The organism is Candidatus Ozemobacteraceae bacterium, from assembly GCA_035373905.1.
Lineage (GTDB): Bacteria > Muiribacteriota > Ozemobacteria > Ozemobacterales > Ozemobacteraceae > MWAR01.
Genome location: DAOSOK010000016.1, coordinates 64,811 through 90,359 on the forward strand (window position 1 = coordinate 64,811; position 25,549 = coordinate 90,359).

The window sequence follows — 25,549 nt, forward strand, 5'->3', positions numbered from 1 at the left end:
TTCCAATACCGCGAAACCTGGCTCAAGCGCAAGACCCCCTGGGGCAAAACCTACTTCTGGACCTCCATCAAACGCCCTGCGGCCGTTCCGGTCGAGGGTTCCGACTTCTGGGCCATGGAGGAAAACTACATCTCCGTCACCCCCGTTCCTCTCATCCAGAGCGACCGCCGCGACATGCGCGACCTCTCCCGCCTCAAACTGACCTTCGACGGCAAACTCATGAAATGATCCTCTGAAAGAAGACCGGGCCTGGAAAATCTCCGGGCCCGGTCTTCTTTTTATACGGGATGATTTATTCGGGGGCTTCGAGGTAGGTGTAGCCGTAGAGGCCGGAGCGGTAGATGGCCAGGAACTCCTTGCCTTCCTTCACGGTGATCTTGCCCTCCTTGACGGAAGCGCTGACCCAGCTTTCCATCGTGCGGACAAGCTTCTTGGGCACGAACTGGACGTAGTCGAGAACGTCGGCGACGAGCTCGCCGTCGATGACCTTTTCGATCTCGTAGCCGCCGTCGGGGTTGATGACGACGTGGGCGACGTTCGTGTCGCCGAACAGGTTGTGCAGGTCGCCGAGAATCTCCTGGTAGGCGCCGATCATGAAGACGCCGAGATAGTAGGGGTGGCCTTCCTTGATCTGGTGGACCGGCAGGGTGGAGGAGAAGGTGCGGGTGCCGATGAAATGGTCGATCTTGCCGTCAGAGTCGCAGGTGATGTCCTGCAGGGTGGCTTCCTTGGTAGGCTTTTCGTTCAATCGCTGGATCGGCATGATCGGGAACAGTTGATCGATAGCCCAGGCATCCGGCAGCGACTGGAACAGCGAGAAGTTGCAGAAATACTTGTCGGCCAGCATCTTCGGCAGCGGCTTCAGTTCGTCGGGGAGGTGCTTGAGGTCTTTCGACAGCTCCATGACCTCGTAGGCGATGGACCAGTAGAGCCGCTCGACGAGGGCGCGCGTGCGCAGGTCGACCATGCCGAGGCTGAACAGGTCGAGGGCTTCTTCCCGGAGCTGCTGGGCGTCGTGCCACGCCTCGTGCATGTTGCGCTGGTTCAGGTGCTTGTACAGCTCGTGGAGTTCGCGCACGAGCTCGTGGTCCTTCGCGGTGATCTTGTGCGTGTTGCCCTCGAAGGTCGGCGGGCTGCTCGTCTCGAGGACGTTGAACACCAGCACCGAGTGATACGCCGTCAGGGCCCGGCCGGATTCGGTGATCAGCGAAGGGTGGGGGAGGCCGTTCTTGTCGGCGGCGTCCTGCAGAAGGGAAACGGCGTCGTTCGCGTATTCCTGGAGCGCGTAGTTGACGCTGCTGGAGATCGTCGTGTGCGAGCCGTCGTAGTCGACCCCGAGGCCGCCGCCGATGTCGACGAACTCGATATTGCACCCGAGCTTGCGCATCTGGACGTAGAACTGCGCGACCTCGCGGAGGCCTGCCTTGATCTTGCGGATGTTGGTGATCTGGCTGCCGAGGTGGAAATGCAGGAGCTTTGCGCAGTCGAGAAGTTCGGCTTCGGTCAGCAGGGCCAGGGCATCGAGCAGGTCGCTGGGGTAGAGGCCGAACTTGCTCTGGTCGCCGCCCGACTCTTCCCATTTGCCCGAGCCGCTTGAGGAAAGCTTGATCCGGAGGCCGATGTTCGGCTTCAGCTTGAGACGCTTGGCGACGCTGATGATCAGCCTGAGCTCGTTCAGCTTCTCGACGACGATGAAGACCTGCTTGCCCATCTTCTGCGCCAGGAGGGCGAGTTCGATGAAATCCTCGTCCTTGTACCCGTTGCAGACGATCAGCGCGTCCGGGTTGTCCATGATCGCGAGGACGGCGTGGAGTTCGGGCTTCGAGCCCGCCTCGAGGCCGATGCGGAACTTGCGGCCGTGGCGGACGATCTCTTCGACCACCGGTCGCATCTGGTTCACCTTGATAGGGTAAACGGTATAATACTGGCCTTTATAATCATACTCGTTCGCGGCGCGCGAGAAGCAGTTCGAGATGTTCTCGATGCGGTCGTCGAGGATGTCCGGGAAGCGGAGCAGCACCGGCATCGCGACGTCGCGCAGGGACAGTTCGTCGATCACTTCCTTCAGGTCGATCGACGGCCCCTTTTTCTGGCGGGGCGTGACGACGACGTGTCCTTTCGAGTTGATACTGAAATAATTGATCCCCCACCCGTTGATGTTATACAGTTCTGCCGAGTCTTCCGGACGCCATTTGCGCATGGTCTGCCACCTCGTTCGGGAATGGGCCGGCGGACGGATGCCGCCGATTACAGCATGGTATGCGGAAACGGCATCCGCCGCAACGATTTTCGTGAAAAAAACAAAATTCAGGGAGCCCGGAGCGAAGGGGTCGACCGGCAGAATATTGAGTCCTGCATATCAAAAACCAGCTTCGAGTCTCCGTTCGTGCTGAGCTTGTCGAAGGACGAGCAGCCACTTGCCGATGATTCCTCATTTCGCCCTTCGACAGGCTCAGGGCGAACGGGTGGCTTTCATTCTGCAGGAATCGATAATGTGATGAAATCTATATTATTTTCGGGGCGTCTGCGCGCGCTCCGCGAGACCGGTATACGCGCGGATGGCCTTGAAATAGCGGGTGCCGGTGACGCCGCCGATCGTATAGGTCATTTCGACCTGGTCGCCCTTCGAAAACCTGTCGTAATCCGACTTGCCCACGGCCTGGTGGAGAAAGCCCGAGGTGGACGTGTCGACGTCGAGATAGTAGGTGGTCTTCGTCTGGTTCCGGTTGTTCTTCCGGACGGTCGATGTCTTGAACGTCTTGTTCGTGACGAAGCCGCGTTCGACGGCGGATTTCCCGACCATCCGGTCGAACACGAAAAACAGCATGACGCACGAGGCGAGTGCGATCATGATCAGCGCGACGATGGGGGAGGTTTTGGCCCGCCCGGCCCGTGGGTTGTTTCCGTCGTTCAAGAGGGTCTCCTCTGTCCGCGCCGTCGAAGGCGGGGCGGACGCGTCAGGTCGAAGGCTGTCTTCCCTCGCCGATCGATTTTTCATACAGCACCTTCTTCACAAGGCCGCCGTGAACGTCGCTGATGGGGAAGACGATGACGAACGCGTTGTCATCGTGCTCCTCGATGAGTTTTCGGAGATTGCTTATTTCGAGGCGCGTCACGACGCAGAGCAGGACCTCCTGATCCTTTTCGGAGTAGCCGCCACGGCTCTTGATGATCGTCACGCCGCGCTGAAAATCGTTGACGATATTGAACCGGATCTGCTGGGACTTGGCGGACATGATCATCACGCCGTTGTAGGACTCGATGCCGTGCATCATGAAATCGACGGTTTTCGATGCGGAAAGATACGCGATGATCGAGTAGAAGACGTGTTCCGGGCTCAACATCGTCAGTGCCGTCGAGAAGATGATGATGTTGAAGAACAGGATCGAATCGCCGACGGTTGCCGGAAACCGGCGGCTGATGATCAGCGCCATGATTTCGGTCCCGTCGAGGACGCCGCCCCCGCGGATCGAAAATGCGATGCCGGCGCCGAGAAAAAAACCGCCGAAGATCGCGTCCAGGAGTTTGTCACTCGTGATGATCGGGATTTGGATGAGGGGCAGGAGAATGGAGAGCAGAAGAATGGAGAACGCTGCCCGGTAGGCGAACTCCCGGTTGAAATTGTGATAGGCGGCGAAAATGAACGGGATGTTGATGAGGAAGATGAACAGCGCGAGTTCGATGCCGGTCAGATGCGAGAGGAGCATCGAGATGCCGGTCACGCCGCCGTCGATCAGACCGTTCGGAATCAGGAAACCCTTGAGCCCGACGATGGCGAGAAGCGGGCCGGCAAGCATGAAAAACGCTTCGTAGACCATCGCCTGCGAAAGACGGAACGGGACGGGCTTTGTCGAGAGAAGCGCCGCAACGCTGTAATGGCATTTGTTGCAGACGAATCGTTCGCCGCTTCTGGGCGCCTGTTTATGTCCGCAGTTCGGGCAGGTCATTTCAAAGGGCGGCTTGGGTTTCCGGTTGAAGAGAAGGGTTCCGACGGTGTGAATGATGCTCATGGTGTGCTCGGGTGTCAGTCCTTGGGCTGCCGGGAGGGGGATGTCGGGGGGGGCGGCATCAGTTGCGCGATTTCGCGCGAGATGCGTTCGGGTTCGTGTGGCCAGTAGCATTCGAGAAGGGGCCGGATCTGCATCGTGATGATCTCCCGATGCCATGCGTTCCAGTCGGAAACACCGTCGGGAGGCGGCATGAAGTAGCCGTGACCGATCCGGTACCCGGGGCCGAGATGCTCCGTATCGGACGAAATGCGCGAGTTGAGCGCGATGAAGCCATCGCAGATCTGCCGGACGAGGGCGGGCGGGGCTTTTTGATCGAGCAGATGCTGGGTGAATCTCGGGGAATCGAATGCCGGATCCAGTTGGGCAAAGGAAAACATTCTGCGGAAACTGAAATCCGATATGCCCCGCCCGGGTTCGGCCGCGTTGATGGTCCCGAGGATATACAGATTTGGAGGAATATAGAAATCCGGGTCGCCGCGGCGCTGGAACGAAAGGGAAATCGAGCAGTCCTGGTGGCGCTTTTCCGCGTCGATCAGCTGAATCAGTTCGCCGAACACCTGTTCCGGCGAACCGCGGTTGATCTCTTCGACGATGAGGACGTAGTTGCGTGCGGAATCCTGCTGGGCCTGTCTGCAGAGCTCGAAGAAGGGGCCGGTGTTGCGGCGCCCCGCATGTCCGGGGAGTTCCTGGGGGCCGAGCACGAAGTCCAGGAAGGAATACGAGGGGTGGAACTGGACGATCCGGACGCGGGCGTCGTTCCGCTCGCAGAGCAGGAGCCAGGCGAGGCGACGGGCGAGGAAAGTCTTGCCGACGCCTGACGGTCCCTGCAGGATGAGGTTCTTCCGCAAGCGCCAGCAGGCGAGGATGTCGTGGGCCCGCTGGAGGTCGAGGAAACATTCGGCGGAAAACTCCTCTTCGCCATACGCATCCGTGCGCAGGGCAGGGACGGCGAACAGCGACTGGATGTCGCGATACTCCGATTCGGTGACGCGGATGAGCGGGGAGTCGACGTTCCTGATGATATCCGAATGGGCGAGTCCCGGGTGCTTTTTCACCTCGGAAAACGCGATCGGGCGTTCGAGCATGCGGGTCTTGCGGATGCGGACGACGGGGCCGGACGGGGTCTGCGTGAGAGGCGTCGTTACCTGGCCGAGGCAGACGATGGCGTTCACGGGGGAGCCGGTATAGCCGAGGACGAGATCGCCCTGGGACATGTCGAGAAAGGGGCCCGGATTGGAAAGCGGCTGGTTGTTGATGTCCACCGTGGGGAGGAGAAGTTCGCTTCCGACGTCGACGTTGCCGAAACCGGTCTGGTCGGATCTCGTCTGGACCCACCAGATGCGCCGCTCGGGATTTTCGAGCTCGTTCCGGGAAACCTTCATCACGTCGAGAAGTTCCGAGACGAGTTGCGGATATCGCGTCAACCGCACGAGCGGCGCGACGGTCGCGGTGAGATGCTCGGGAAAGCGCCAGCCGCCGCATTTGAGCCACGTGACGGATCGCATCAGGTAGGACGTTCCAGCGTCCTTCACGAGGACGCCGGGACCTTCGACGCGAGCGACGCCGGACAGGCGGCCGGTTCCATGCCGCGCGAAGACGAGGTCCCCCTCGCGCATGATCATCAGAAAATCCCAGGCGTTCTGGTGCGCCGTTGGCCGTTCGGGCGAGCCGGCAGGGGAGGGGGCCTCGTCGGGAATGCGGTTCATGTCGCGGACCAGAAGTTGCTCGGCGATTTCGAGGCTGATGAACCCTTCGGTCAGGCAGCGCTGCTCGTCGGGCTTCCGGCCGAAGGTGATGAGCCATGTGTCGTTTTCCTGACGCGATTCCTCCTGGTGGGAGCGGGTGTAGATCTGCGGAAAGGATTCGTCGACGCGGCGCGAGACGAGCAGGAGCCACTCGCGATAGGACCGGGCGTCGCGATCAGGCCCGGCGATGCCGAACTGCTCGAGATAGCGCTTCACCGGCTGGTTCGCGGGAAGGAAGAGTTTCGGATTCAGCCAGAACAGGCCGATGGTCAGACGTTCGAAGATCGAACCGTCGAGGGAAAGGCACTTGTCGAAAGCCGCCGCAGCTTCCGCAACGCCCGTCTGCGAACTAATGGCGAGTTCCCACAGATTGTGGACCTCGTTGAACAGACGGTCGCCGGACGAGTTGAAAAACCAGGGGCGCACGTCGTTGAAGGCGGGAACCGGCGGAAGGCGGTCGAGCGCCGACGCGCGCGGGTCGAACCGCTTCGAAATCTCGGAGAAGATGCGCAGGCGTTTTTCCGGCATGATGTTCCGGTTGAAGGTCGAAAAGAAGGTGAACGGGTCGAACACCTTGAGCGGCCGGCGGCGGTCGGTCGAGTCGGTTTCCGTGAGGGGAATCATGGGGAGCCCCAGCAATTCGAGTTCGCGCAGAATCTCGACGAGATCACCCTGCCTGTTGCTGAAGGGAATGAGCTGTTCGGCGAGTCGCCGATAGGCGTCAGCCCAGGGCGTTGTCTGGGAAGATGCTCTCATGAAAGTGTCCCCTCGGGGGTTCCGGAATGGCACAGCGATGCCGAAGACGCGGGTCTTCCAGAAATAATATGTGTTATGCTATATATAGCCATGGATTCTATAGGGATTTGATGCGGTGCAGGGCGAAAAGGGTGACGATCGATATGACCGACATCCAGAGCGTCGTTTCACAGAAATAGGACGCGAGAAGGAGAATGCCTCCGGCGCCCAGGAACGCTGGAGCCGTCTCTTTGCGGCCGTACATGACCAGTCCGACCCCGATCGATCCCCAGACGATCGACGAGAACATCCACCATGCGTCGAGTTGCATGCTATTCGCCCCCTTCCCCGGACGAGCCGTCGTCGGGCTGGGCGTCGATATACGGTTCGGGCGCCTCGCCGGAAGACGGACTCGGAGTGGCCCCGCCTTTTTTTGTCAGGTTTTCGATGATGCGCTTTCCTGCGAGGGCTCCGGCGTGATTCGGAAGGATTTTCAACGCCTTGTTGTAGTCGGCGATCGCCGCGTCGAAGGCCCCGTTCGCGCTGTTTTCCTCGGCATTGTCGACGAGATTCTCCACCGCCTGCAGCCGGTAGGCCGCAGCCTCATCCTTTCTCCGCTTCTTTTCGAGGTCCCGGCAGAGCTGGATGATCTTCTCGACGTTATGTCCGACGACTTCGGGCTGGGTGATCTGCGAGAGCAGGGCGCCTGCTTCGGTTGTGGGAACGGGCGCGGTGCCCGCTTCCTCTGCCGGCTGTTCCTGGGCTTCACCGGAGCCGCCCGTTTCGGAATCGGGAGCCGGCTTGGCCGGCTTTGCGACGGCGGGCTCGGCGCTTTTCGCTTTCGAGGAAATCTCGTCGAGAAGGGATTTCACGTCGCCGTCGTTCTTGAGGCCGGGAAAGCCGGTCGCCTGCTTGAGAAGGCGCAGAGCTCCCGCGGGGTCCTTTTCCGCGCGCGTTTTTGCGGCCTTCAGGTATCTATCGCGGATCTCGGCCGTCAGCTCCGAGACGCGGTTCTTTTCCCCGAGGGCATCGAGGGATTTCAGTTTCCCGATGAGCGGCCTGGGCGCCGAGAAGCCGGGCTTGAAGGACCTGACATCCTTTTCGGCGGAGGCGAGGAGCCCGGCGCGATCCTTCTCTTTCGCCTGCTCCGTCTTTCGGGCAGAAGCGGCTTTTTCGCTTTCGAGGGCCTCGCGCGCAAGGCCGAGTTTCGCTTTCGTCGTGGGTTGGTCGGGATCGATCGCGAGCGCACGTTCATACAACGCCATCGCGGCGTTCTTGTCGGAGATGAGTTTCATGTCGCCGGCGAGCGCGATCTTGGAGGCCAGCAGACGTTTCAGAGGGGCGACCTGGTCCGAGCCGGCAAGAACGCCGAGCGCATCGAGTTTTCCCTGGATCTTCGATGGATCTTCATCGCCGGTGAACTCGTCGATCTCCTTGCGGACCGCCTCGAAATGGGTGTCGAGGGTGCCGCGCCCCGGATCGGCGGCGGGCGGCTGCGGCGGCTGGACGGCAGGCGGAGAACCGGCAGGAGAGGCGGTGATGACTTCCACGGAGGCCGCTTCCGGCGCGGCGACCGAGGCGGAGGCGGCGACGGAAGGCGATGCGACGAGTTCGACCGTTTTCGTGGCCGGAGGCGCGACGACGATCGTTTCGGACGTTTCGACGGGAACGGGTGGCGTCATGACGGGGGGGGGGACGACGGCCGGTTCCGTTGCCGGGAGCGGCTCGGGCTCGGATGCCGGAACACGGGGTTCGGAGACGGAAGCGGCGGGCGTCGCCACGCTCGTGGCATCGATCGCGGGAGAAGCGGGAAGAGGTATATCGTTTCGTATATATAGTGCAAGCGATGCGATCCGGCCGGCGCGGTCGTCCTGCTGGACGATCGAACCCCGCGTTCGGGAATACTGCCAGATGAGAAGGCCCGCGACGAGCAGGACGACGGCGGAAACGGCGAACGCCGACTTCGACGAAAAGCCGGTTTCCGCGAACAACCCTTCCGCGGCGGAGCGCCTCAGGCTGTCACGGCGTTTCGTCAGGTCCATCCGCACCCCGTCGACGGGATACTTCTGCAGATGCTCGTCGAGCAGGGAAATGATCTCGTCCGTCGTCGGCCGCTGGCCGGGCTGTTTGTCGAGCATGCGGCGGATCATCGGTACGAGAGCGGCCAAGGCAGGATCGGTCGGGAGGGATGGCATGGGCAGGGTTCCCTGCACCTGCTTGAGAGCGATCGAGAGCTCGGGGTTCGAATCGCCGTCGGCGGTGAAGGGGGGCGAGCCGAAGATCAGCTCCCAGAGGACGATGCCGATCGAGTAGACGTCAGAGGCGGGCGTGAGGGCCGACCCGCTGGTGCATTGCTCGGGCGACATGTATTGGGGCGTGCCGAGAGTCATGCCGACCCGGGTCATGGCCGCTTCCGTCTTCGCAATGCCGAAATCGAAGATTTTCAAGGTGCCGTCGCGCGTCACCATGAGATTGCTGGGCTTGAGATCTCGATGAATGAAGCCCTTCGCGTGGCAGGCGCGGATCCCGTCCAGCAGCTGGAGCATCAGGGGGACGATGCGCCGGTGCTCGGGAACGCCGGATTTCTTGATGTCGCTGAGGAGCATCCCGTCGATGAATTCCATGACGAGGAACGGCCGGCCGGTCGCCTTGTCGCGGGAAGAGGCGTAGATGGCCAGCACGTTGGGGTGGCCGACCGTCGCGAGAAGCTGGCCTTCCTTGATGAACCGGTCGACGACCGTCTCGTCCGTCGAGATGCTGGCGTTCAGCACCTTGATCGCGACGGGGCGATTCAGGGCCGTGTCGAGGGCCTTGTAGACGGTTCCCATGCCGCCCTGGCCGAGAACGCGTTCGAGCCGGTAGATGTCGCCGATCATCGCCGGATCGGAGGCGGTCGTCGCCGTTCCGGGGGCCGGCGCCTTCATCCGCTTCTTCAGCGCTTCGATGATATCGGGGACCGTCGGCCGGTCCTCTGGCTTCTTGGCCAGCATCTTGTGCAGAAGGTCCGAGAACGGCGCTGTGCGCGGATCTTCGTTGATGCGATCGATCGGCACGGGCTCGTTGAGATGCTTGAGCGCGATCGAGAGAGCGGGGTCCGTCGCTTGTGAATCGATGTCGAACGGCACCTTGCCGGCCAGCATCTCCCAGAACATGATGCCGATCGAGTAGATGTCGGCGGCGGCGGTAATGTCGGCTTTACCGAGGCACTGCTCGGGCGCCATGTAATGCGGAGTTCCCAGCGTCACGCCCGTGCGGGTCACCTTGCGGGCCGTCTTCGCGACGCCGAAATCGACGATTTTCAGCTGGCCAGACCGGTTGATCAACACGTTGGCGGGCTTGAGGTCGCGGTGGATGATGCCCTTCTGGTGGCAGGCGTGAATGCCTTCGAGAAGTTCGATGAACAGCTGCAGCAGCCGGGGAAGATCGCTGCGGAGCGTGTGCTCGGCCGCTTCGAGCGTGAGACCGTCGACGAGTTCCATGACGAGGAAGGGGGCCTTTGTTGCCTCGTCGGTGTCGGACGCGTAGACGTCGATGACGGCCCGGTGTTTTATTGTCGCCAGGATCCTTCCCTCGTTGAGGAATCGCTGGACCAGATCCTTTTCGCCGACCGACTCGGGATGCAGGAACTTGAGGGCAACCTCGCGGCCGAGGTTGACGTCGACGGCTCTGTAGACCTGGCTCATGCCGCCCGATCCCAGCTGGGAAACGATGCGGTAATGCCGGCCTACGATGGTGTTCGGTTCAAACATGCGGTTTTTGTCCTCTTCGGGCGACGACCGTTGCGATATTCGTCGCGCAGGTTGTCTTCCCGTATTCTACCCGCGCCCCCCCTCATCATTCAAGATTTCCGGCGGAGGGGAACGTCGCCGGAGTCGACGGGTGTTCAAAGAAGTCCGGATGAGGTATGTTCGTTCGCATGTGTGGAGAAACCCCATGCCGCTGACCATCGTCGGAACGGTCCATCTCGATCCCGCCGGCTACGACCGGCTTCTTTGCGCCCTTGCGACCATCGGGCCGGATCTCGTCACCGTCGACGTCAGCCGGTTCGCCGTCGAGTTCCGGCGGTCGCGCGGCCCCGGCTTTCTCGGCCGCCTCGCCACCTTCAGGCGAGCCGACGGAACCCTGCCGCCCGCCCTCGAGGCCGTCGAAGCCCAGATCGCCGTCCCGTACGAACTGCGAGCCGCGGAGGATTGGTGCAGATCCTCTTCCGCCAGGCTCACCCAGGTCGGGAATGATGATGAATCCAGGGAGCTTCTCGAACTCTTCGAAACCGAGCTGATGTCCCCGGAAAACCTTGCGCGGCTTGCCGTTGAACCCGTACCGTCGCTTGCCGTCCAGGTGCGAAGTCAATGGGAAACGGCCCGACGCAGGATGCGGAGCCGCGGCGGAGTGACCCCCGCTGACGAGCGTATCGCCTCCCGTCTCGAAGAGGAACTGGCGTCTGCGCGGGGGCATCTTTGCCATATCACCGGCTGGACGCATTGTGCGCCGTTGGCGAAGCTCCTCGAAAATTGGTCGCCCGAACTCCTGCTGCTCGCCGCTTTCCCGGAGAAACGCTGAAGGGGATGACGCGGATCACCCGAGGGGATCCGAGGGCGGCGGGGCGTCTTCTGCGCCTTTCGAGAGAAGCAGTTCGGCCGTTTCTGCATGCCCCTGCGCTCTCGCAACATGCAGCGGCGTAAGATCGTAGTCCCCGCGGGCGTCGATCTCCGCCCCGCGGTCGATGAGCAGGGCCGCCGTCGCGGTGCTCCCGCGGGCCGCAGCCTGGTGAAGCGGCGTCATGCCGTCGTTGGCGCGGGCGTTGACGTTCGCCCCGCGGTCGAGCAGCAGTTTCGCGATGTCGGTCCGAGAATGATATGCTGCACTATGTAAAGCTGTTCCCCAGGTCGACGTTCGCGCGTCAACCTGCGCTCCGCGTTCGAGCAGGAAGGCGACGAATTCGCCCTGTCCCTCGCGAGCTGCGTAATGAAGCGGCGTTTCTCCGATGTCGTTGCGGCTATGGATGTCCGTTCCCCGGTCGAGCAGGATGCGGGCCGCATCGCAACGGCCAAGAGCGGCCGCGAGATGAAGAGCGGTGCCGCCGTTCGGGCCTCGGGCTTCCGGATTGGCCCCCGCATCCAGCAGAAGCATTACGATCTCAGGGGAATCCGAGAGCAGGGCGAGATGAATGGGCGGCGCGGTTTCCGGGCCGTGAAGGTTCGGATCGGCGCCGCGCTCGAGAAGATGCTTCACCAGGTCGGGACGGCCGGTAATGATCGCGATGTGCAACGGCGGAGCGCCGTCGTTCATCTGGACGTTCGGACGGGCTCCGGCGTCCAGCAGCATATCGACCAGGTCGGCCTGGCCGGTCGCAACCGCCAGATGCAGCGGCGTCGACCCCGGCCAGTTGCCGGATGCGCCGGGAACGTTCGGATCAGCTTTTCCGGAGAGCAGGATCCGGATCGTTTCCCGGTGGCCCATGCTGACGGCGATGTGAAGGGGGGTGAGACCCCAGATATCGAGGCGGTCTGGGTCGGCCCCCTGTCCCAGGAGAAGGGCGGTCCGCCCGGAATTGCCCGCGCGGGCGCACTGGTGAAGGGAATGATAGGGGAGATACCAGGCCAGGAACAGAACGGCGATCAGAAGCGCCAGGGCCGCGGCCGGAACATACGCGGGCAGGTCCGAGAGCGCGAGACGAGTGACGGCGACGAAGCCGCATCCGGCGCCCCCGAGAAGCGCCGCACGGCCGGCGAATGTTTCCGGAAAATTGATCAAGATGTGGTGTTTCCTCGTTTCCAGTATACCCTACCTGGTTCCGAGGAGAAAGGCGATGGCGTTTCCGACGGCGGCATTGTTGAAGACATGGGCCCAGGGATGGGGCACCGTGAGTAGGGTTTCGCCGCGCTTCCAGCCGTGATCGACGAGAAAGGCCTCCAGTTCTCTCGTATATGATGCGTTATAGATATCCCGTTCGCCCCAGGTGAGAAAGACGGGCCGCCGTTTGACGTCGGGCCTGAACCCGTAGGGATACCCGCCGCCGTCGAGCCAGAAGCCGGTGAACGGGGTGTCCGTCCTGACGGTGAGTTCGGTCGAGGCGAAATAGGCGCCGTTGGAAAAGCCGGCGAGAATGATCCGGCCTTCGTCGACGGGGTACGAACGCCGAAGCTCCGAGACGAGCCGCACGAGAAACGCCCGGTTCTCGTGAAAGTGCTCGGGGCACCATGCCCTGACGCCGGGAACGTCGGGATACGAGCCGGTCATGCCGCGCGGAAAGACGGCGATGAACCGATGCAGACGGGCCGCATCGGCAATCTGCCGGTACAGCGATCGGGTTGCGCCCGACGGCGCATCGGGCGCGTCGAAACCCTGGAGCATGAAAAGGAGCGGAACGGCCTGCGATGCCGGAAGCTCCTCCGGGACGAACAGGTAGTATTCACGCTCTTGACCGTCGGAAACGATGGTCTTCAGGACCCCCGGCGGGGGGAAAAACTGGAGAAACCAGGGGACCCAGAGCTCGATGCAAGTTATGAACAGGACCAGGAGCAGGAGGCATTGGGCCCACGCCGGAAACGACGGGCGGGAGGAAAGAAACCTCACGGCGGCTCAGGAGGCCGGCCCGGCCGATCCTGACGGAATGAGATCCAGGACCACGATCTCGGGAGGACAGAGAAGACGGATTCTGGGCGCGTGTTTCCGTTCGAGGCCGGCGCCGCGGGTTACGAACAGGCGGCGCCCGTCGGGAAATATCGATTCTCCGTCGCAGGCTTGGCGCGGCAGTTTGCTTGAGGTGACGAGCGGGCCGAACCAAGGAAGCCTGACCTGTCCCCCGTGAGTGTGCCCAGCGAGCATCAGGTCGGCCGAAACCCGGCCGAGCGCGTAATCGGGCGCATGCCCGACGACGAGGTGAAATCCCTCGGTGGGCGGGATCTTCAGCCGGGAGTCGAACGATTCCCGCATGCCGAGGAGCGTCACGGCGAGTCCGCCTTCGAACCGGAGCGCCGAGCGGCTCGACACGGTTTCGACGCCCGTTCCTGAAAACATCTCGGTCCAGGGCAGGGTGTCGACGTTCCCCTGGATCGCCAGCACGCCGAGCGGGGCCTTGAATCCGATGTTCAACAGATACTCGCGAGTCGCGAGGCGGACGTTCTGCCGGACGGACTCGGACCAGTCGTGGGTGTAATCGCCGCCGAGGAGGATGAGGTCGGGTTTCTCGGCGAGAAGCGACCGCCAGACCCGCCGCTCGTTTTCGCCGAACGTATCGCTTTGAATATCACTCATGAAAGCGATGCGGATCTTCGAACGGATCTTGGGTGTGGCGATCTGAAGACGCCGCACCGTCAGTTGGCCTGGCTCGACGAAGAATCCCTGCCAGGCGACGGCCAAGAGCAGTCCCGCAAGCAGGGTGGCCGTGAACGCGCGCGCCCATTCGCGGCTTCGGGCCAGAAACAAGGCCGACACGGCAAGCGTCGCCGGAAGATACCCGAACGCGAGCCAGGCCATATCCCGCATGAAAAGGAAGGAGTCCCGGGATCTGTACGATGATGCAACTGCACAACCGCTGACAAAAACGAGAGGGATGAATAGCATGGCGAATCTCATCCGGCTTCTCGAGAGAAGAGCGACCGTAACGAGAGAAAGGGCGCCGAACAGCAGATGCGTCGCGCAGATGTGGAGATCAAGGGTATTCATGGGGCCCATGATACGAAAAAAATCGCACTGTTGCCATACCCCAGGTTCAGCTCATTCCGTCAGCGATCGAATGAACACGAGATCTGCGGCGGACTGTGGAAACAATCGGGGGCTTCAGAAAAATGGGTCTGGAGAAAATAGAATATGTAAACTCATGCGAGAGGTCGATATGATTTTTTACTGTTTTGCATGGATGATCCTTTGGTATACTTGATCGGTGCTGCGCCGGTCAGCAGAAAGAGGAGAAGGATGCATTGAAAGGTCGATGCGGACTCGCCGCTGATCCGGAGGTTTGGCCTGAACTTGCTCTTAGAGGAGAATGTCATGAAGGGATATTTTCGAAGGCTCGCGATTGTTCACCTTCTCTGCTTCGGCTTCCTGGCAATGCTCGCGACTGCGTCTCAGGCCTCCATCACATGGACGGAAGGGCGGGACGGCGTTCGGATTTATTATCCATCGACCGGATGGACCTGGACCGAAGGAAAAGATGGTCGCCGTGTCGTGTATCCTGCCAACGGGTGGACCTGGACGGAAAGCCGGAATGGCCGCAGAATCATTTATCCGAGCAACGGCTGGACGTGGACGGAGGATCGTAACGGCAACAGGACCGTCTATCCGACCAACGACTGGACCTGGACGGAAGGACGCGACGGGCAGCGAGCCGTCTATCCGACCAACGGCTGGACGTGGACGGAAGGCCGCGACGGGCACCGCGTCGTATACCCGACCACTGGCTGGTCATGGTGGGAGGATCAATCCGGCAGGAGAATTCCCTACCGAACGGATGGAGGCCCCGCCACCGACCTAAATGAAATACTGATCGACATGCTTATCCAGAAAATACCGCTCGATGACTCGCTGAGGGCGAGCCTCAATCTCCTGCTCGATCAGATGGGGTGGAGAGCGACCTACAAAACCGTCAACGGTGTCCTTGCCGAGGCGCATGCGATGATGAATATGGGCTACGTTTCCGAGGCGCGGGAGCATTTCCGCTACTATGCCCGGAATGGCGGCCACGACGAGGTTCGCCGTGAAGCCGCGTATTTCACTGGCTACTGCAGCGTCGTTCTTGGAGACATGAACCAGGCCGCGTCCGAATACCGTGACTTCCTTCAGATGTATGAAAACTCCTGGAACACGGCGCTCGTTCCCGATGCGATGTACGTTCTGGGAGTCGTGTACGAGTATCTGAACGAATTCTCCCAGGCATACGACATGTATCGCACGTGCATCCGGCGATTCCCCGGTTCCGAGATGGCCCAGAAATCGAAAGAGCGGCTCAAGGCTCACGGCCAGAGCGAACGCATCGCGCCTTCCCGCGGGAACGTCCCTTCTGACGCGGTTTCGGGCGGAAGGGGAGGGGGCGCGCTGGGCACGATCCCGTTCGGATGCCTGAAACGCGACCGTGAAAGTCAGCTCCGCGTTCGCGAATTCATCAAATCCGTCGAACGGGACAGTGGTGTCGCACCGTCTTTCCTGAAGCTCACGGATGACGACAAGATGCTCGATTCCGTCAGGAATGCCCTCCTGCTCTGGGGGGAAAAGGTGAAATTCACCGACCTTCACGAGAACGGATCCACCGAACGCTGACGGGCGTATTCCAAGACGTTCGAAAAACACAGGAATCCCGGCGACGGACGAACGACCGTCGCCGGGATTCTCTTGAATGGCAATAATCAATATCATATTATATAACGTACGATGTAAAAGACATCAAGCGAACGAGTCGTGAGAACATACAATATGTAAACTGTTTTGTTTCTGACGTTCAAGCGGGTTGACTCATGAATGGCGATCGGGTATGGTTGATTCATGCCTTGGCGCGCGAAAGCGCCGCCGGTGTTTCGCCGGCACTGGAACGCTAAAAGCGGGATCAGATTCGGTGTCAGATTGCTACGCAATCTGCGCAAGGCAGAGGCAGGCGCGGTGAGAACCGCGCCTGTCTTCACGAAAGGATCAGCATCGTATGAGTATCCTCGATTGGATTTCCGGGCTCCTGGGAGAAGGTATCGGAGGCGCGGGGCATTCCCGGCGAAACGAGGGCAAGGATGTACGCGAGCTTGCCGGGCGGCTGGGCGTCACCGAGGAAGAGCTGATGTCGATTCGTCCGGCGTATCGTGAAATCCGTGTCAAGAAACGCTCAGGCGGCACACGAGTTTTGCTCGAACCAACGCCGGAACTGAAGAAGCTCCAGCGATGCATCCTTCATAAGCTTTTGAGACGGCTTTCCGCGCACGAATCGGTCCACGGTTTCGAACGAGGCCGCTCGATTGTGACGAACGCGCAGCAGCACATCAACAAAGACCTCGTCATCAGCGTCGATCTGAAGGATTTTTTCCCGAAAACACAGGCCAGGAGAATCAAGGAGTATTTCACGTTCATCGGGTGGAATAACGACGCGGCCGATATGCTGATGCGGTTGACCGTCTGGAACGGCGGGTTGCCTCAGGGGGCCCCGACGAGCCCCCGGCTTGCGAATCTCGTCAACCACGCGATGGACGCGCGGCTGGAAGGTCTGGCGAAACATTATGGCGGCATCTATTCGCGATATGCCGACGATCTCACGTTTTCATTCCCGACGAGGAAAGAACTTCCGAAAAAAGAAACCTGCTCGTTTCTCAAAATGGTCTCGAGGATCGTCAAGGAACATGGCTACATCATGCACGAGAAGGAGAAACTTCGCGTCATGACGTATGCCCGGTGCCAAACCGTCACCGGTCTCGTCGTGAACCAGAAGGTCGACTTGCCGCGGCGCACAAGAAAATGGCTTCGCGCCGTCGAACATCACCGGGCGACCGGAAAGCCGGCTACACTTTCCGTGGAGCAGTTGAACGGCTGGAGATCGTTGCGGCAGATGATCGTCGATCAGCGGCGAGTGCGCGGCGGTTAGAGATCGTCCAGGCTGACGAGTTTGAGGAAGAGGCGGGCGCTGAGCGGGAGAGTCGGTGCCTGGCCGCCGTTGAACACGGAAACGATCGATTCCGCGCCGATACGTCCGAGTTCTTCGAGGAAGAGTTGGCCGAGTTTGGGCGTCGCGGCGGCCGGGGAGCCTGCATACCCGTCGACGGCGCCGCGGTCTTTCCAGGAGAAATTCCCCTTGAGGGATTCCCATGGGAGGTTGATGATCCGCGGGGGGAGAATCGCCGAGCAGTCGGTCTTGACGAGATCGGGATCGAGATACAGCATCGCCCCTGTTTCCCGGGCATCGCCGTGGAGTTCGGACAAGGGGTCGGTTCCTTGCTGTTTGAGGGCGGCAGATATTTCGGGCGGGTTGGTGAAGCGGACGGCGGCAAGCGGATCGATGGTGGTCATGCCGTTGAGTTGGGAAAGCTCGTCGCAGGCCGTCATGATTGCTTTCGTCGCATCGGGCGAGGTGCTGAGGTGGATGAAGGCGAGGTTGCGGAACCCGTCTCGGTGGAAGGCGGCCCCGATTTCATACAGGATTTCGCAGGCGGTGCGGGGGCTGATCGTGAGGGCTCCTTCGATGCCGAGACTGGCTTGGCACGGCAGATACGGGAAGACCGGCGCCACGAGATACTTGAGGCCGGCGTCCTTCAGGTGCTGTCCGATTTCAAACGCGAGGGCTTCGGCAAGATAGGCTTTGGTTCCGAGCGGGAGGTGGGGGCCGTGCGGCTCGGTGGAACCGGCTGGAACCAGGACGAGCGTCTGGGCGCGGTCGAACGAAGCGAGTTCAGCGGCTGTCAGGGTGTTGAGGTTCATTGAGCCGCTTTGATCTGATCGCGATCGACGTTGTTCATTTCGACGAGCAGCTGTCGCTGGAGTTCGGACAGGAGCGGCAGGTCGGGGATCGTGCGGAGGTTGTTCAGGATCGACGAGCAGAGCGAGGCGATGTTTTCGAGGCGGAGATTGATGGCGGCCGACCGGATGCGCTGGGTGAGCGCCATGACTTCGTTGAACGCCTTTCGGTTCGTCGCGGCCTGAAGCATCGGGATTTTCGAGCGGAGGTCGATGATGAAGGCCTTGACTTGGGTGTCGTATTCGGCTTCGGTCATGGTGGGAAGTTCGGCGAGAATTTCCGCCTTTGTCTTGATCATAATGATTGCATCCTCACAAGGTTATCTTCGAAAGGCTTTGCGGGGTTCCGATTTTCTGGGTTGGGACCGCCGTGCGTGCCGCCGGATTCCAGTATGCCGCAGGTTTCCGTCAAATTGCAAGGCGGGTCGGGAAAAACCGAAAAAGGCCGATAATATATATTATGTAAACATATAAGAAACGTCGGGGGGTGATGTTTCGGAACTGGAAAATCTGGGTTGACGGTGTTATAGGTTTCCATACGTTTCGCGGTGGCCGACAGAAAAGCCATCATCATCAAGGCAACGGAGAAATGAAGATGAACATCGTCAGTATGAAATGCATGTTGTGCGGAGCCGAGTTTCCGCCCGCCCCGGACCGGTATGTGTGTGACAAATGCGGGACGGACGGCATCCTGGATATCATCTACGAGTATCCGAAGATGCCTGATTACGCCACCCGCCTGAAGGGAAACAGCACGCAGAGTCTCTGGCGGTATCGCGACCTTCTGCCGCTCGAGCCGAGCACGCCGGTTTCCCCCCTCGAAGTCGGAATGACCCCGCTGTATCGTTCCGGAAAACTCGAACAGCAGTTCGCCCTTTCAAAGGTTTACATAAAAGATGACGGTCGGAATCCCACCGCATCCCTGAAGGACCGCGCGAGCGCGATCGGCGTTTCCAAGGCCATCGAGGCCGGGGCGAAGGCGATCTGCGCAGCTTCGACCGGGAACGCGGCCAGCTCGCTTGCCGGGTTTGCCGCTTCCCTCGGGATCAAGACCTTCATTTTCGTGCCGAAGCGCGCGCCAAAGGCAAAGGTGACGCAGCTGCTCGTCTACGGGGCGAACACGATCATCGTCGACGACTCGTACGACAAGGCCTTCGAGCTCTCGGTCGAGGCCACGAAACGGTTCGGCTTCTACAGCCGCAACTGCGCCTACAACCCCTACCTCGTCGAGGGCAAGAAGACGGTTGCCTACGAAATCTGGGAACAGAACGGCTACCAGATACCCGACCGAGTTTACGTTTCGATCGGCGACGGATGTATCACGTCTGGTATATATAAGGGGTTTTACGATCTGAAGATGATCGGAGCGATCGAGAAGCTGCCGCGCATCATCGGCGTCCAGGCCGCCGGATGCAACCCGGTCGAAGTCGCGCTGAAAACCGGAAAATTCACCCCACAGAACGGGAATACGATCGCTGATTCCATCGCCGTCGGCGTTCCGAGAAACCGCCTCAAGGCGCTGCGCGGGCTGAAAGAGTCGAACGGGGACTGCATTTCCGTGACGGACGACGAGATCAGGGCTGCCCTCGTTGAGCTTCCACGAAATACCGCCGTGTTCGGCGAACCAGCGGCGGTCACGGCATACGCCGGCTTCAAAAAACACGCTTCGGCAGGAAACATCGGATCGAAGGAAACCGTCGTCGTTCTCATCACGGGAAACGGGCTCAAGGATATCGAGTCGGCGATCTCCGTCTGCCAGCTGCCGAACCCGGTGGCTCCGAACATGCAGGCCGTCGAATCAGCCATCAAATCTCTTTCATGATTGTTCCGTCGGTGCCATGAGAAGCGTCGCGATTTTCACGGCGCTTCTCATGTGCCTGGCAGGATCCAGCTCAGGAGACGGCCAAGTGCTCGATGACATCATCGGGAACGTCATCGACGGCGTCATGAGGGACATCTCCGGTTCCGTCGGAGAATCAAGTGACTCGAAACCTGAATCAAAGGCGGCAACAGGGAAACAGGACGAGATCACCGCAGGCCTGTTCCATGCGATTGAAACCGGGGATGTTGCGCAAGTTCGGAAGCTGCTTGCCCGGAGTCCAGACCTGAGCGCCCGGCATTCTTCGGGAATGCCACTGATGGTATATGCCGCAGGCTGGGGAAAGCTCGAGATCATGAAACATCTTGCCGTGCGGGGCTGCCGTGCAGACGTCGCCGATGACCGCGGAAACACCGCTCTTCATCTTTCTGCCGTACGGGGTTATGACGGGATCGTATGCTGGCTTCTCAGGAAGGGCGTCCCGGTAGACGTCACGAATCAGGCCGGCCAGACTCCCCTGCTCTGGGCTGTCGACGATGGGCATGCCTCGACCGTGAAGCTTCTCCTCGACAACGGCGCCCGGCCCGATCACCGCGACCGCGACGGCGAAACCCCGGAACGGGTCGCCCGAAGGAAGGGATATGCGGAGATCCTCAAATATCTGGCTGAAGCACGAAAAATGCGTTGATCCGGAATCGGGCCAGGCAGGGGCGCATCGCGATGATCCCTTTCGCGTCAAACGAAATAATGCAAGCGTGTGTTATACACTCTCGTCTCAGGGAATGTCGTTCCGGTTTCTTGCCAATGCCGGCGGGGGGGAGTATACTCCCCCCTGTTTTGTCTCCTTCATTTGCATCAGAAAGAGGTCTGCGTGGCTACGATCATCGACGGTGCCGGGATTTCGAGAACGATCCGTGAAGAGATACGACAGGACGTTCAGGCGCTCGCCTTCAGGCAGGAACGGCTTCCCGGGCTGGCCGTCATTCTTGTCGGCCAGGACCCCGCTTCGGAAGTGTACGTTAGCCAGAAGCGCAAGGCCTGCGAAGCCGTCGGGTTTGTGTCCCGGGAAATCAAGATGCCTGAGACGACCAGCCAGGGCGAACTGATCGGACAAATCCGGGAACTGAATGACGATATCCGCATTCACGGCATTCTCGTGCAGCTTCCTCTGCCGAAACAGATCGACGAATACGCCGCCATCGAGGCGATCGACCCGACGAAGGACGTCGACGGCTTCCATCCCGTGAACGTCGGCCGCCTCTCGATCGGAACCGAGTGTTTCGCCCCCTGCACCCCCCTCGGCGTGATCGAGATGATCAGGCGCACCGGAATCGACATCGCCGGAAAGAGGGCGCTCGTCGTCGGCAGGAGCAACATCGTCGGCAAGCCCCTCGCGGTCATGCTGATGAAGATGAACGCGACGGTCACGGTTGCACACTCCAGAACGCAGAACCTCCAGGAGGAGGTCAGCCGGGCCGATATCGTCTGCGCCGCCGTCGGAAAGCCGCGCTGCATTCCCGGCGCATGGATCAAGCCGGGAGCTGTCGTCATCGATGTGGGAACCAACTCGGTGCCGAACCCTGACAAGCCCGGCGCGATGAAACTCGTCGGCGACGTCGAGTTCGAGACGGCCGCGGAACGCGCGTCGTACATCACGCCCGTTCCCGGCGGGGTCGGCCCGATGACGATCGCCATGCTTCTGTCGAACACGCTCAAGGCCCGCAACGCGCTTTTCGCGACTCCGCATGCGCATCCGGCGGTGCCCGTGGCAAAAGAACGGTAACCAATCGACCGCGGGGCGGTTCTCGCGCCTCTTTATGTAGAATAATATATATAAATAACAATATAGGATGGGAATGAGTATGACGATGGACCAGGATGTTCTTCTGATGACCCCGGGGCCGGTGGAGCTGGATTCAGAAATACTGCTCGCCGGGGCACGCCCCCTTCGCCATCACCGCACGACGGATTTCTCGCCGCTCTACACCGACTGCGTCGACCGGCTGAAGAAGATCTTCAAAACGAAAGGCGAGCTGTATCTCACCCTTTCGTCCGGCACCGGCGTGATGGAAACGGCGATCGCCAATATGTTCAACCAGGGCGAAACGGTCCTGACCGTCGAGACCGGCTCGTTCGGCGAGCGGTTCACCCAGATCGCGAAGGCGTTCAAGCTGAACGCCATCCCGCTGAAATACCAGTGGGGGCATCGCGCGAAGGTCGAGGACATCCGCCAGATGCTCGACGCGCATCCGTCGATCTCCGGCGTCACGGTCACGTTCAACGAGACCTCCACCGGCGTCCACAACGACCTGAAGGCGATCGGCGAGCTGCTGCACGAGCGGGGCAAGCTGTTCATCACCGACGGCGTTTCTGGCATCGGCGCCCTTCCCTTCGACATGGACGGCTGGCACGTCGACGTGGCCGTCTCGGCGTCCCAGAAGGGCCTGCTGACGCCGCCCGGCGTCGGCATGATCGCCCTGTCGACGCGCGCCATGGCGAAGCTCGAGAAGGTCGACTGCCACGGCTTCTATTTCGATCTCAAGCAGTATAAAAAGAACCAGGAGCTCGCGATTCCCGCGTTTCCCTGGACGCCCGCCATCTCGGTCATGTACCAGCTCCAGGCGGCCCTGCACAAGATCGACCGGATCGGCTTCGAAAACGTGCTGAAACATTATCACCGGCTGGCCGAAGGCCTCCGGACCGCCCTCAAGGCGATGGGCCTGACGATCTTCACGCAGCCCGACGCCCGTTCCGACGTGCTGACGGTCATCAACGCGCCGGCCGGCATTCACCCGAAGAAGATCGTGAGCGAGATCCGCGACAACTTCGGCGTGCTGATCGCTGGAGGCCAGGGCGAGATCGCCGACAAGGCGTTCCGCATCACGACGATCGGCGCGATCTCCGAACGCGAAATCATCGCGACGGTCGGCCTGCTCGAGATCGCCCTCGTTCGCCTCGGCTTCCAGAAAGAGCCGGGCGCCGGCATGAAAGCGCTTCTCGGCTACTTCGCACAATGAATCCCGTTTCCAGGAGCGTGTCGAAGCGGTCGGCGACGGGCCCCCACCCTCGCCCGATCGGGCTGCTGGCGGCCGACATCGGGCTGAAGCCGGACGAGATCGAGTTGTACGGTCCGCACAAGGCGAAGATCGCCCACGGCGTTCTCGAGCGGCTGTCTGGCGAGCCCGACGCGAAGCTGGTTCTCGTGACGGCGATGACCCCGACGCCCGCGGGCGAAGGGAAAACGACGATGACGATCGGTCTCGGCGACGCCCTCCGCATCATCGGCCGGCGATCGATCATCTGTCTTCGCGAACCCTCGATGGGACCTGTCTTCGGCGTCAAGGGCGGGGCCGCGGGCGGCGGCCGGGCCCAGGTCGTCCCGATGGAGGACATCAACCTCCATTTCACGGGCGACATTCATGCCGTCTCGACAGCGCACAACCTGCTGGCGGCGCTGATCGACAATCACCTCATGCAAGGCAATGCGCTGGGCCTCGACCCGCGCCGCATCCAGTTCCGCCGCGTCATGGACATGAACGACCGGGCGCTGCGCACGATCGTGTGCGGCCTCGGCGGCCCGGCGAACGGCTGGGTGCGCGAGACGGGCTTCGACATCACCGCCGCCTCGGAGGTGATGGCGGTCCTTTCTCTCGCATCGGATATCGCCGACCTGAAAAAGCGACTCGGCTGCATCCTGGTCGGGTTCACGACGTCGGGCGCCCCCGTGTTCGCCCGCGATCTGCATGCTCAGGGCGCGATGGCGGCCGTTCTTCGCGACGCATTCAAGCCGAATCTCGTTCAGACCGCCGAAGGCACGCCTGCCTTCATTCACGGCGGGCCGTTCGCGAACATCGCCCACGGCTGCAACAGCCTCGCGGCCACGCGGCTCGCGCACAAGCTCGGCGACGTGGTTCTTACCGAGGCGGGCTTCGCCACCGAGCTGGGCGCGGAAAAATTCTTCGACATCAAGTGCCGTATCGCGGGACTCAACCCGCAGGTCGTCGTGATCGTCGCGACCATGAGGGCCCTGAAATACCACGGCGGCGTCGCGAAAGCCGACCTGGCGCGCGAACACATGGTGGAACTCAGCCGCGGCTTCGAGAACCTCGCGAAGCATATCGAGAACATCCGGATGTTCAACCTGCCGTCGATCGTCGCGATCAACCGGTTCCCCGACGACACCGACGCAGAGATCGCGATGGTGAAGAACGCCGTCGAGGAGGCGGGGGGCGTGGCGGCCGTTTCCACGGCGTGGGCGAACGGCGGAGAAGGCAGTCTGGAGCTGGCCCGCAAGGTCGACGAGCTGCTCCGAAGCCGGGAACACGCGTTCCAGCCGTTGTATTCGCTCGATATCCCCTTGATCGAGAAGATCAATGTGATCGCCCGGAGCTGCTACGGCGCGGCGGCGGTCGATATCCTCGAGCCTGCGAAAAAGGCGTTGGCGCAGTTCGAACAGATGGGCTGCGGCGACCTGCCGGTCTGCATGGCGAAGACGCAGCACTCGCTCACAGACGTGCCGTCGATGATCGGGCGGCCGCGTGGCTTCAAGGTGACCGTGCGCGAGGCGCGGCTCTCCTCAGGGGCCGGCTTCGTCGTCGCGCTTGCCGGGGAGATCATGACGATGCCGGGGCTGCCGAAGGCGCCCGCGGCGGAACGAATCGATGTGGATAACGCGGGCCGGATCACCGGCCTGTTTTGAACCCGCAAGGAGGGAACGATGAACAAGACCCCGTTGTGTTCCGTTCACGAGGCGCTTGGCGCGCGGATGATCGATTTCGGCGGCTGGTATATGCCGGTGCAGTATACGTCGATCATCGAAGAGCACGAGACCGTGCGCACCAAGGCCGGGCTTTTCGACCTGTTCCACATGGGCGAATTCTGGCTCTCCGGCCCCGACGCGATGGCGAACGTCCAGCGCATCGTCTGCCAGGACGCGGAGTTCATCTCCGACCGGCAGATCGCCTATACTCCGATGTGCCGGCCCGACGGCTCGATCGTCGACGACCTGCTCGTGTACCGGTGGAACCCCGAGAAGTTTCTGCTCGTCGTGAACGCGGCGAATATCGATAAGGATTTTGCCTGGATCAGCTCCCAGTTGTCGGGAGACGTGCAATTCGAGAACCATTCGGACATCACCGGCCTGATCGCGATCCAGGGCCCGAAGGCGCAGGAGATCCTGCAGAAGCTGACCCGCCAGAACCTCAAGGCGATCAAGTTCTACTGGTTCACCGACGGGAAGGTGAACGGCATCCCGACGATCATCAGCCGCACCGGCTATACGGGCGAAGACGGCTTTGAGCTGTATTTCCCCGCCGAAAAATGCGTCGAGATGTGGAACGCCCTGATGGAAGCCGGGAAATCTTTCGGCATCAAGCCCATCGGCCTCGGCGCCCGCGATACCCTGCGTCTCGAAGCCAGACTGATGCTGTACGGCAACGACATTCACGACGGCACCACCCCAATCGAGGCGAATCTCGACTGGACCGTGAAGCTCGGCAAGGGCGACTTCAACGGCAGCGACGTCATCAGACAGCAGAAGCAGAAGGGCACCCAGAAAACGCTGGTCGGCTTCGAGATGGGAAAGGGGCCGGCCCCGCGCCACGGGTATCCCGTCCTGTACAAGGGGAAAAAGGTCGGAGAAGTCACCTCCGGCACCATGTCCCCCACCCTGAAAAAGAACATCGGCCTCGCCTACGTGCCGCCCTCGCTGAAGGAGATCGGCTCGACGTTCGACATCGAAGTGCGTGGCAAGCCGGTTCCCGCCACCGTCATCTCCACCCCGTTCTACGTGCGCCCCAAGGCGTGAGTCATCAATA

21 protein-coding genes are annotated in these 25,549 nt (G+C 61.2%); 10 read left to right on the forward strand and 11 right to left on the reverse strand.

Going from position 1 to position 25,549, the window contains the following annotated elements; genetic code table 11:
- Positions 1–228, forward strand: a 228-nt coding sequence (locus PLU72_09660; GenBank protein ID HOT28445.1) for a hypothetical protein, incomplete at its 5' end; no start/stop codon positions are given.
- Between the two features lie 64 nt (positions 229–292).
- Here the strand turns inward: PLU72_09660 and speA are convergent.
- The 6 genes from speA to PLU72_09690 form a co-directional block, all read right to left on the reverse strand.
- Positions 293–2,200: a biosynthetic arginine decarboxylase gene (gene speA / locus PLU72_09665; protein ID HOT28446.1), complete on the reverse strand. Its 1,908-nt coding sequence runs from the start codon at positions 2,198–2,200 to the stop codon at positions 293–295.
- A gap of 309 nt (positions 2,201–2,509) precedes the next feature.
- A complete protein-coding gene (locus tag PLU72_09670) occupies positions 2,510–2,914 on the reverse strand; it encodes a hypothetical protein (GenBank protein HOT28447.1) in 405 nt (134 codons plus the stop codon).
- Between the two features lie 43 nt (positions 2,915–2,957).
- On the reverse strand, positions 2,958–4,010 hold the full coding sequence (locus tag PLU72_09675; GenBank protein HOT28448.1) for a YitT family protein: 1,053 nt from the start codon (positions 4,008–4,010) through the stop codon (positions 2,958–2,960).
- A gap of 14 nt (positions 4,011–4,024) precedes the next feature.
- On the reverse strand, positions 4,025–6,511 hold the full coding sequence (locus PLU72_09680) for an AAA family ATPase (GenBank protein HOT28449.1): 2,487 nt from the start codon (positions 6,509–6,511) through the stop codon (positions 4,025–4,027).
- 97 nt (positions 6,512–6,608) lie between these two features.
- Complete coding sequence (locus tag PLU72_09685) at positions 6,609–6,821, reverse strand: hypothetical protein (GenBank protein ID HOT28450.1); 213 nt, start codon at positions 6,819–6,821, stop codon at positions 6,609–6,611.
- A 1-nt stretch (position 6,822) separates the two neighbouring features.
- Positions 6,823–10,239 carry a protein kinase gene (locus PLU72_09690; GenBank protein ID HOT28451.1) on the reverse strand — a complete coding sequence of 1,139 codons (3,417 nt, stop codon included), beginning with the start codon at positions 10,237–10,239 and terminating at the stop codon, positions 6,823–6,825.
- Positions 10,240–10,423: 184 nt separating this feature from the next.
- Here PLU72_09690 and PLU72_09695 point away from each other — a divergent pair, with 184 nt between their 5' ends.
- Complete coding sequence (locus tag PLU72_09695) at positions 10,424–11,050, forward strand: hypothetical protein (GenBank protein ID HOT28452.1); 627 nt, start codon at positions 10,424–10,426, stop codon at positions 11,048–11,050.
- A 15-nt stretch (positions 11,051–11,065) separates the two neighbouring features.
- Here PLU72_09695 and PLU72_09700 read toward each other — a convergent pair whose 3' ends face one another.
- From PLU72_09700 to PLU72_09710, 3 genes are read right to left on the reverse strand one after another with little or no spacing between them, the layout of a single operon-like run.
- The gene (locus PLU72_09700; protein HOT28453.1) at positions 11,066–12,244 is read right to left on the reverse strand and encodes an ankyrin repeat domain-containing protein; all 1,179 of its coding nucleotides are present in this window, start codon (positions 12,242–12,244) and stop codon (positions 11,066–11,068) included.
- Between the two features lie 30 nt (positions 12,245–12,274).
- A complete protein-coding gene (locus PLU72_09705; protein HOT28454.1) occupies positions 12,275–13,066 on the reverse strand; it encodes a hypothetical protein in 792 nt (263 codons plus the stop codon).
- A 6-nt stretch (positions 13,067–13,072) separates the two neighbouring features.
- Entirely contained in the window at positions 13,073–13,978 is a 906-nt protein-coding gene (locus PLU72_09710) for a hypothetical protein (GenBank protein HOT28455.1), read from the reverse strand.
- A gap of 504 nt (positions 13,979–14,482) precedes the next feature.
- Here PLU72_09710 and PLU72_09715 point away from each other — a divergent pair.
- Together PLU72_09715 and PLU72_09720 are read left to right on the forward strand one after the other, a co-directional pair.
- Positions 14,483–15,748 (forward strand): hypothetical protein, encoded by a 1,266-nt coding sequence (locus PLU72_09715; protein ID HOT28456.1) that lies wholly within the window; start codon positions 14,483–14,485, stop codon positions 15,746–15,748.
- Positions 15,749–16,124: 376 nt separating this feature from the next.
- Positions 16,125–17,048: a reverse transcriptase family protein gene (locus tag PLU72_09720; GenBank protein ID HOT28457.1), complete on the forward strand. Its 924-nt coding sequence runs from the start codon at positions 16,125–16,127 to the stop codon at positions 17,046–17,048.
- Here the strand turns inward: PLU72_09720 and PLU72_09725 are convergent.
- A complete protein-coding gene (locus PLU72_09725; protein ID HOT28458.1) occupies positions 17,045–17,878 on the reverse strand; it encodes a creatininase family protein in 834 nt (277 codons plus the stop codon). The genes PLU72_09720 and PLU72_09725 overlap by 4 nt on opposite strands.
- Complete coding sequence (locus PLU72_09730) at positions 17,875–18,213, reverse strand: hypothetical protein (GenBank protein HOT28459.1); 339 nt, start codon at positions 18,211–18,213, stop codon at positions 17,875–17,877. The genes PLU72_09725 and PLU72_09730 overlap by 4 nt, the downstream gene beginning before the upstream one ends.
- Before the next feature lie 296 nt (positions 18,214–18,509).
- Between PLU72_09730 and thrC the strand changes: the two genes are divergently transcribed.
- The 6 genes from thrC to gcvT all read left to right on the forward strand — a co-directional run bounded on the left by thrC (position 18,510) and on the right by gcvT (position 25,539).
- Positions 18,510–19,736: a threonine synthase gene (thrC, locus tag PLU72_09735; protein ID HOT28460.1), complete on the forward strand. Its 1,227-nt coding sequence runs from the start codon at positions 18,510–18,512 to the stop codon at positions 19,734–19,736.
- Positions 19,737–19,821: 85 nt separating this feature from the next.
- Complete coding sequence (locus PLU72_09740; GenBank protein ID HOT28461.1) at positions 19,822–20,421, forward strand: ankyrin repeat domain-containing protein; 600 nt, start codon at positions 19,822–19,824, stop codon at positions 20,419–20,421.
- 183 nt (positions 20,422–20,604) lie between these two features.
- Complete coding sequence (folD, locus tag PLU72_09745; GenBank protein HOT28462.1) at positions 20,605–21,516, forward strand: bifunctional methylenetetrahydrofolate dehydrogenase/methenyltetrahydrofolate cyclohydrolase FolD; 912 nt, start codon at positions 20,605–20,607, stop codon at positions 21,514–21,516.
- A 79-nt stretch (positions 21,517–21,595) separates the two neighbouring features.
- Positions 21,596–22,750, forward strand: coding sequence for an alanine--glyoxylate aminotransferase family protein (locus PLU72_09750; protein ID HOT28463.1), 1,155 nt, complete (start codon positions 21,596–21,598; stop codon positions 22,748–22,750).
- Between the two features lie 17 nt (positions 22,751–22,767).
- The gene (locus PLU72_09755; GenBank protein ID HOT28464.1) at positions 22,768–24,432 is read left to right on the forward strand and encodes a formate--tetrahydrofolate ligase; all 1,665 of its coding nucleotides are present in this window, start codon (positions 22,768–22,770) and stop codon (positions 24,430–24,432) included.
- A gap of 18 nt (positions 24,433–24,450) precedes the next feature.
- Positions 24,451–25,539, forward strand: a complete 1,089-nt coding sequence (gcvT, locus tag PLU72_09760; protein HOT28465.1) for a glycine cleavage system aminomethyltransferase GcvT — start codon at positions 24,451–24,453, stop codon at positions 25,537–25,539.
- Positions 25,540–25,549 lie beyond the last annotated feature (10 nt).

What these genes read in the sequence shown, in the direction of transcription:
- PLU72_09685 (HOT28450.1), bottom strand. Translation starts at nt 6,821, where the DNA reads ATGCAACTCGACGCATGGTGGATGTTCTCGTCGATCGTCTGGGGATCG.
- PLU72_09730 (HOT28459.1), bottom strand. Translation starts at nt 18,213, where the DNA reads ATGATCAAGACAAAGGCGGAAATTCTCGCCGAACTTCCCACCATGACC.
- PLU72_09695 (HOT28452.1), top strand. Translation starts at nt 10,424, where the DNA reads ATGCCGCTGACCATCGTCGGAACGGTCCATCTCGATCCCGCCGGCTAC.
- PLU72_09715 (HOT28456.1), top strand. Translation starts at nt 14,483, where the DNA reads ATGAAGGGATATTTTCGAAGGCTCGCGATTGTTCACCTTCTCTGCTTC.
- PLU72_09725 (HOT28458.1), bottom strand. Translation starts at nt 17,878, where the DNA reads ATGAACCTCAACACCCTGACAGCCGCTGAACTCGCTTCGTTCGACCGC.
- speA (HOT28446.1), bottom strand. Translation starts at nt 2,200, where the DNA reads ATGCGCAAATGGCGTCCGGAAGACTCGGCAGAACTGTATAACATCAAC.
- PLU72_09680 (HOT28449.1), bottom strand. Translation starts at nt 6,511, where the DNA reads ATGAGAGCATCTTCCCAGACAACGCCCTGGGCTGACGCCTATCGGCGA.
- PLU72_09690 (HOT28451.1), bottom strand. Translation starts at nt 10,239, where the DNA reads ATGTTTGAACCGAACACCATCGTAGGCCGGCATTACCGCATCGTTTCC.
- PLU72_09720 (HOT28457.1), top strand. Translation starts at nt 16,125, where the DNA reads ATGAGTATCCTCGATTGGATTTCCGGGCTCCTGGGAGAAGGTATCGGA.
- PLU72_09675 (HOT28448.1), bottom strand. Translation starts at nt 4,010, where the DNA reads ATGAGCATCATTCACACCGTCGGAACCCTTCTCTTCAACCGGAAACCC.
- PLU72_09750 (HOT28463.1), top strand. Translation starts at nt 21,596, where the DNA reads ATGACGATGGACCAGGATGTTCTTCTGATGACCCCGGGGCCGGTGGAG.
- PLU72_09710 (HOT28455.1), bottom strand. Translation starts at nt 13,978, where the DNA reads ATGCGGGATATGGCCTGGCTCGCGTTCGGGTATCTTCCGGCGACGCTT.
- thrC (HOT28460.1), top strand. Translation starts at nt 18,510, where the DNA reads ATGAACATCGTCAGTATGAAATGCATGTTGTGCGGAGCCGAGTTTCCG.
- gcvT (HOT28465.1), top strand. Translation starts at nt 24,451, where the DNA reads ATGAACAAGACCCCGTTGTGTTCCGTTCACGAGGCGCTTGGCGCGCGG.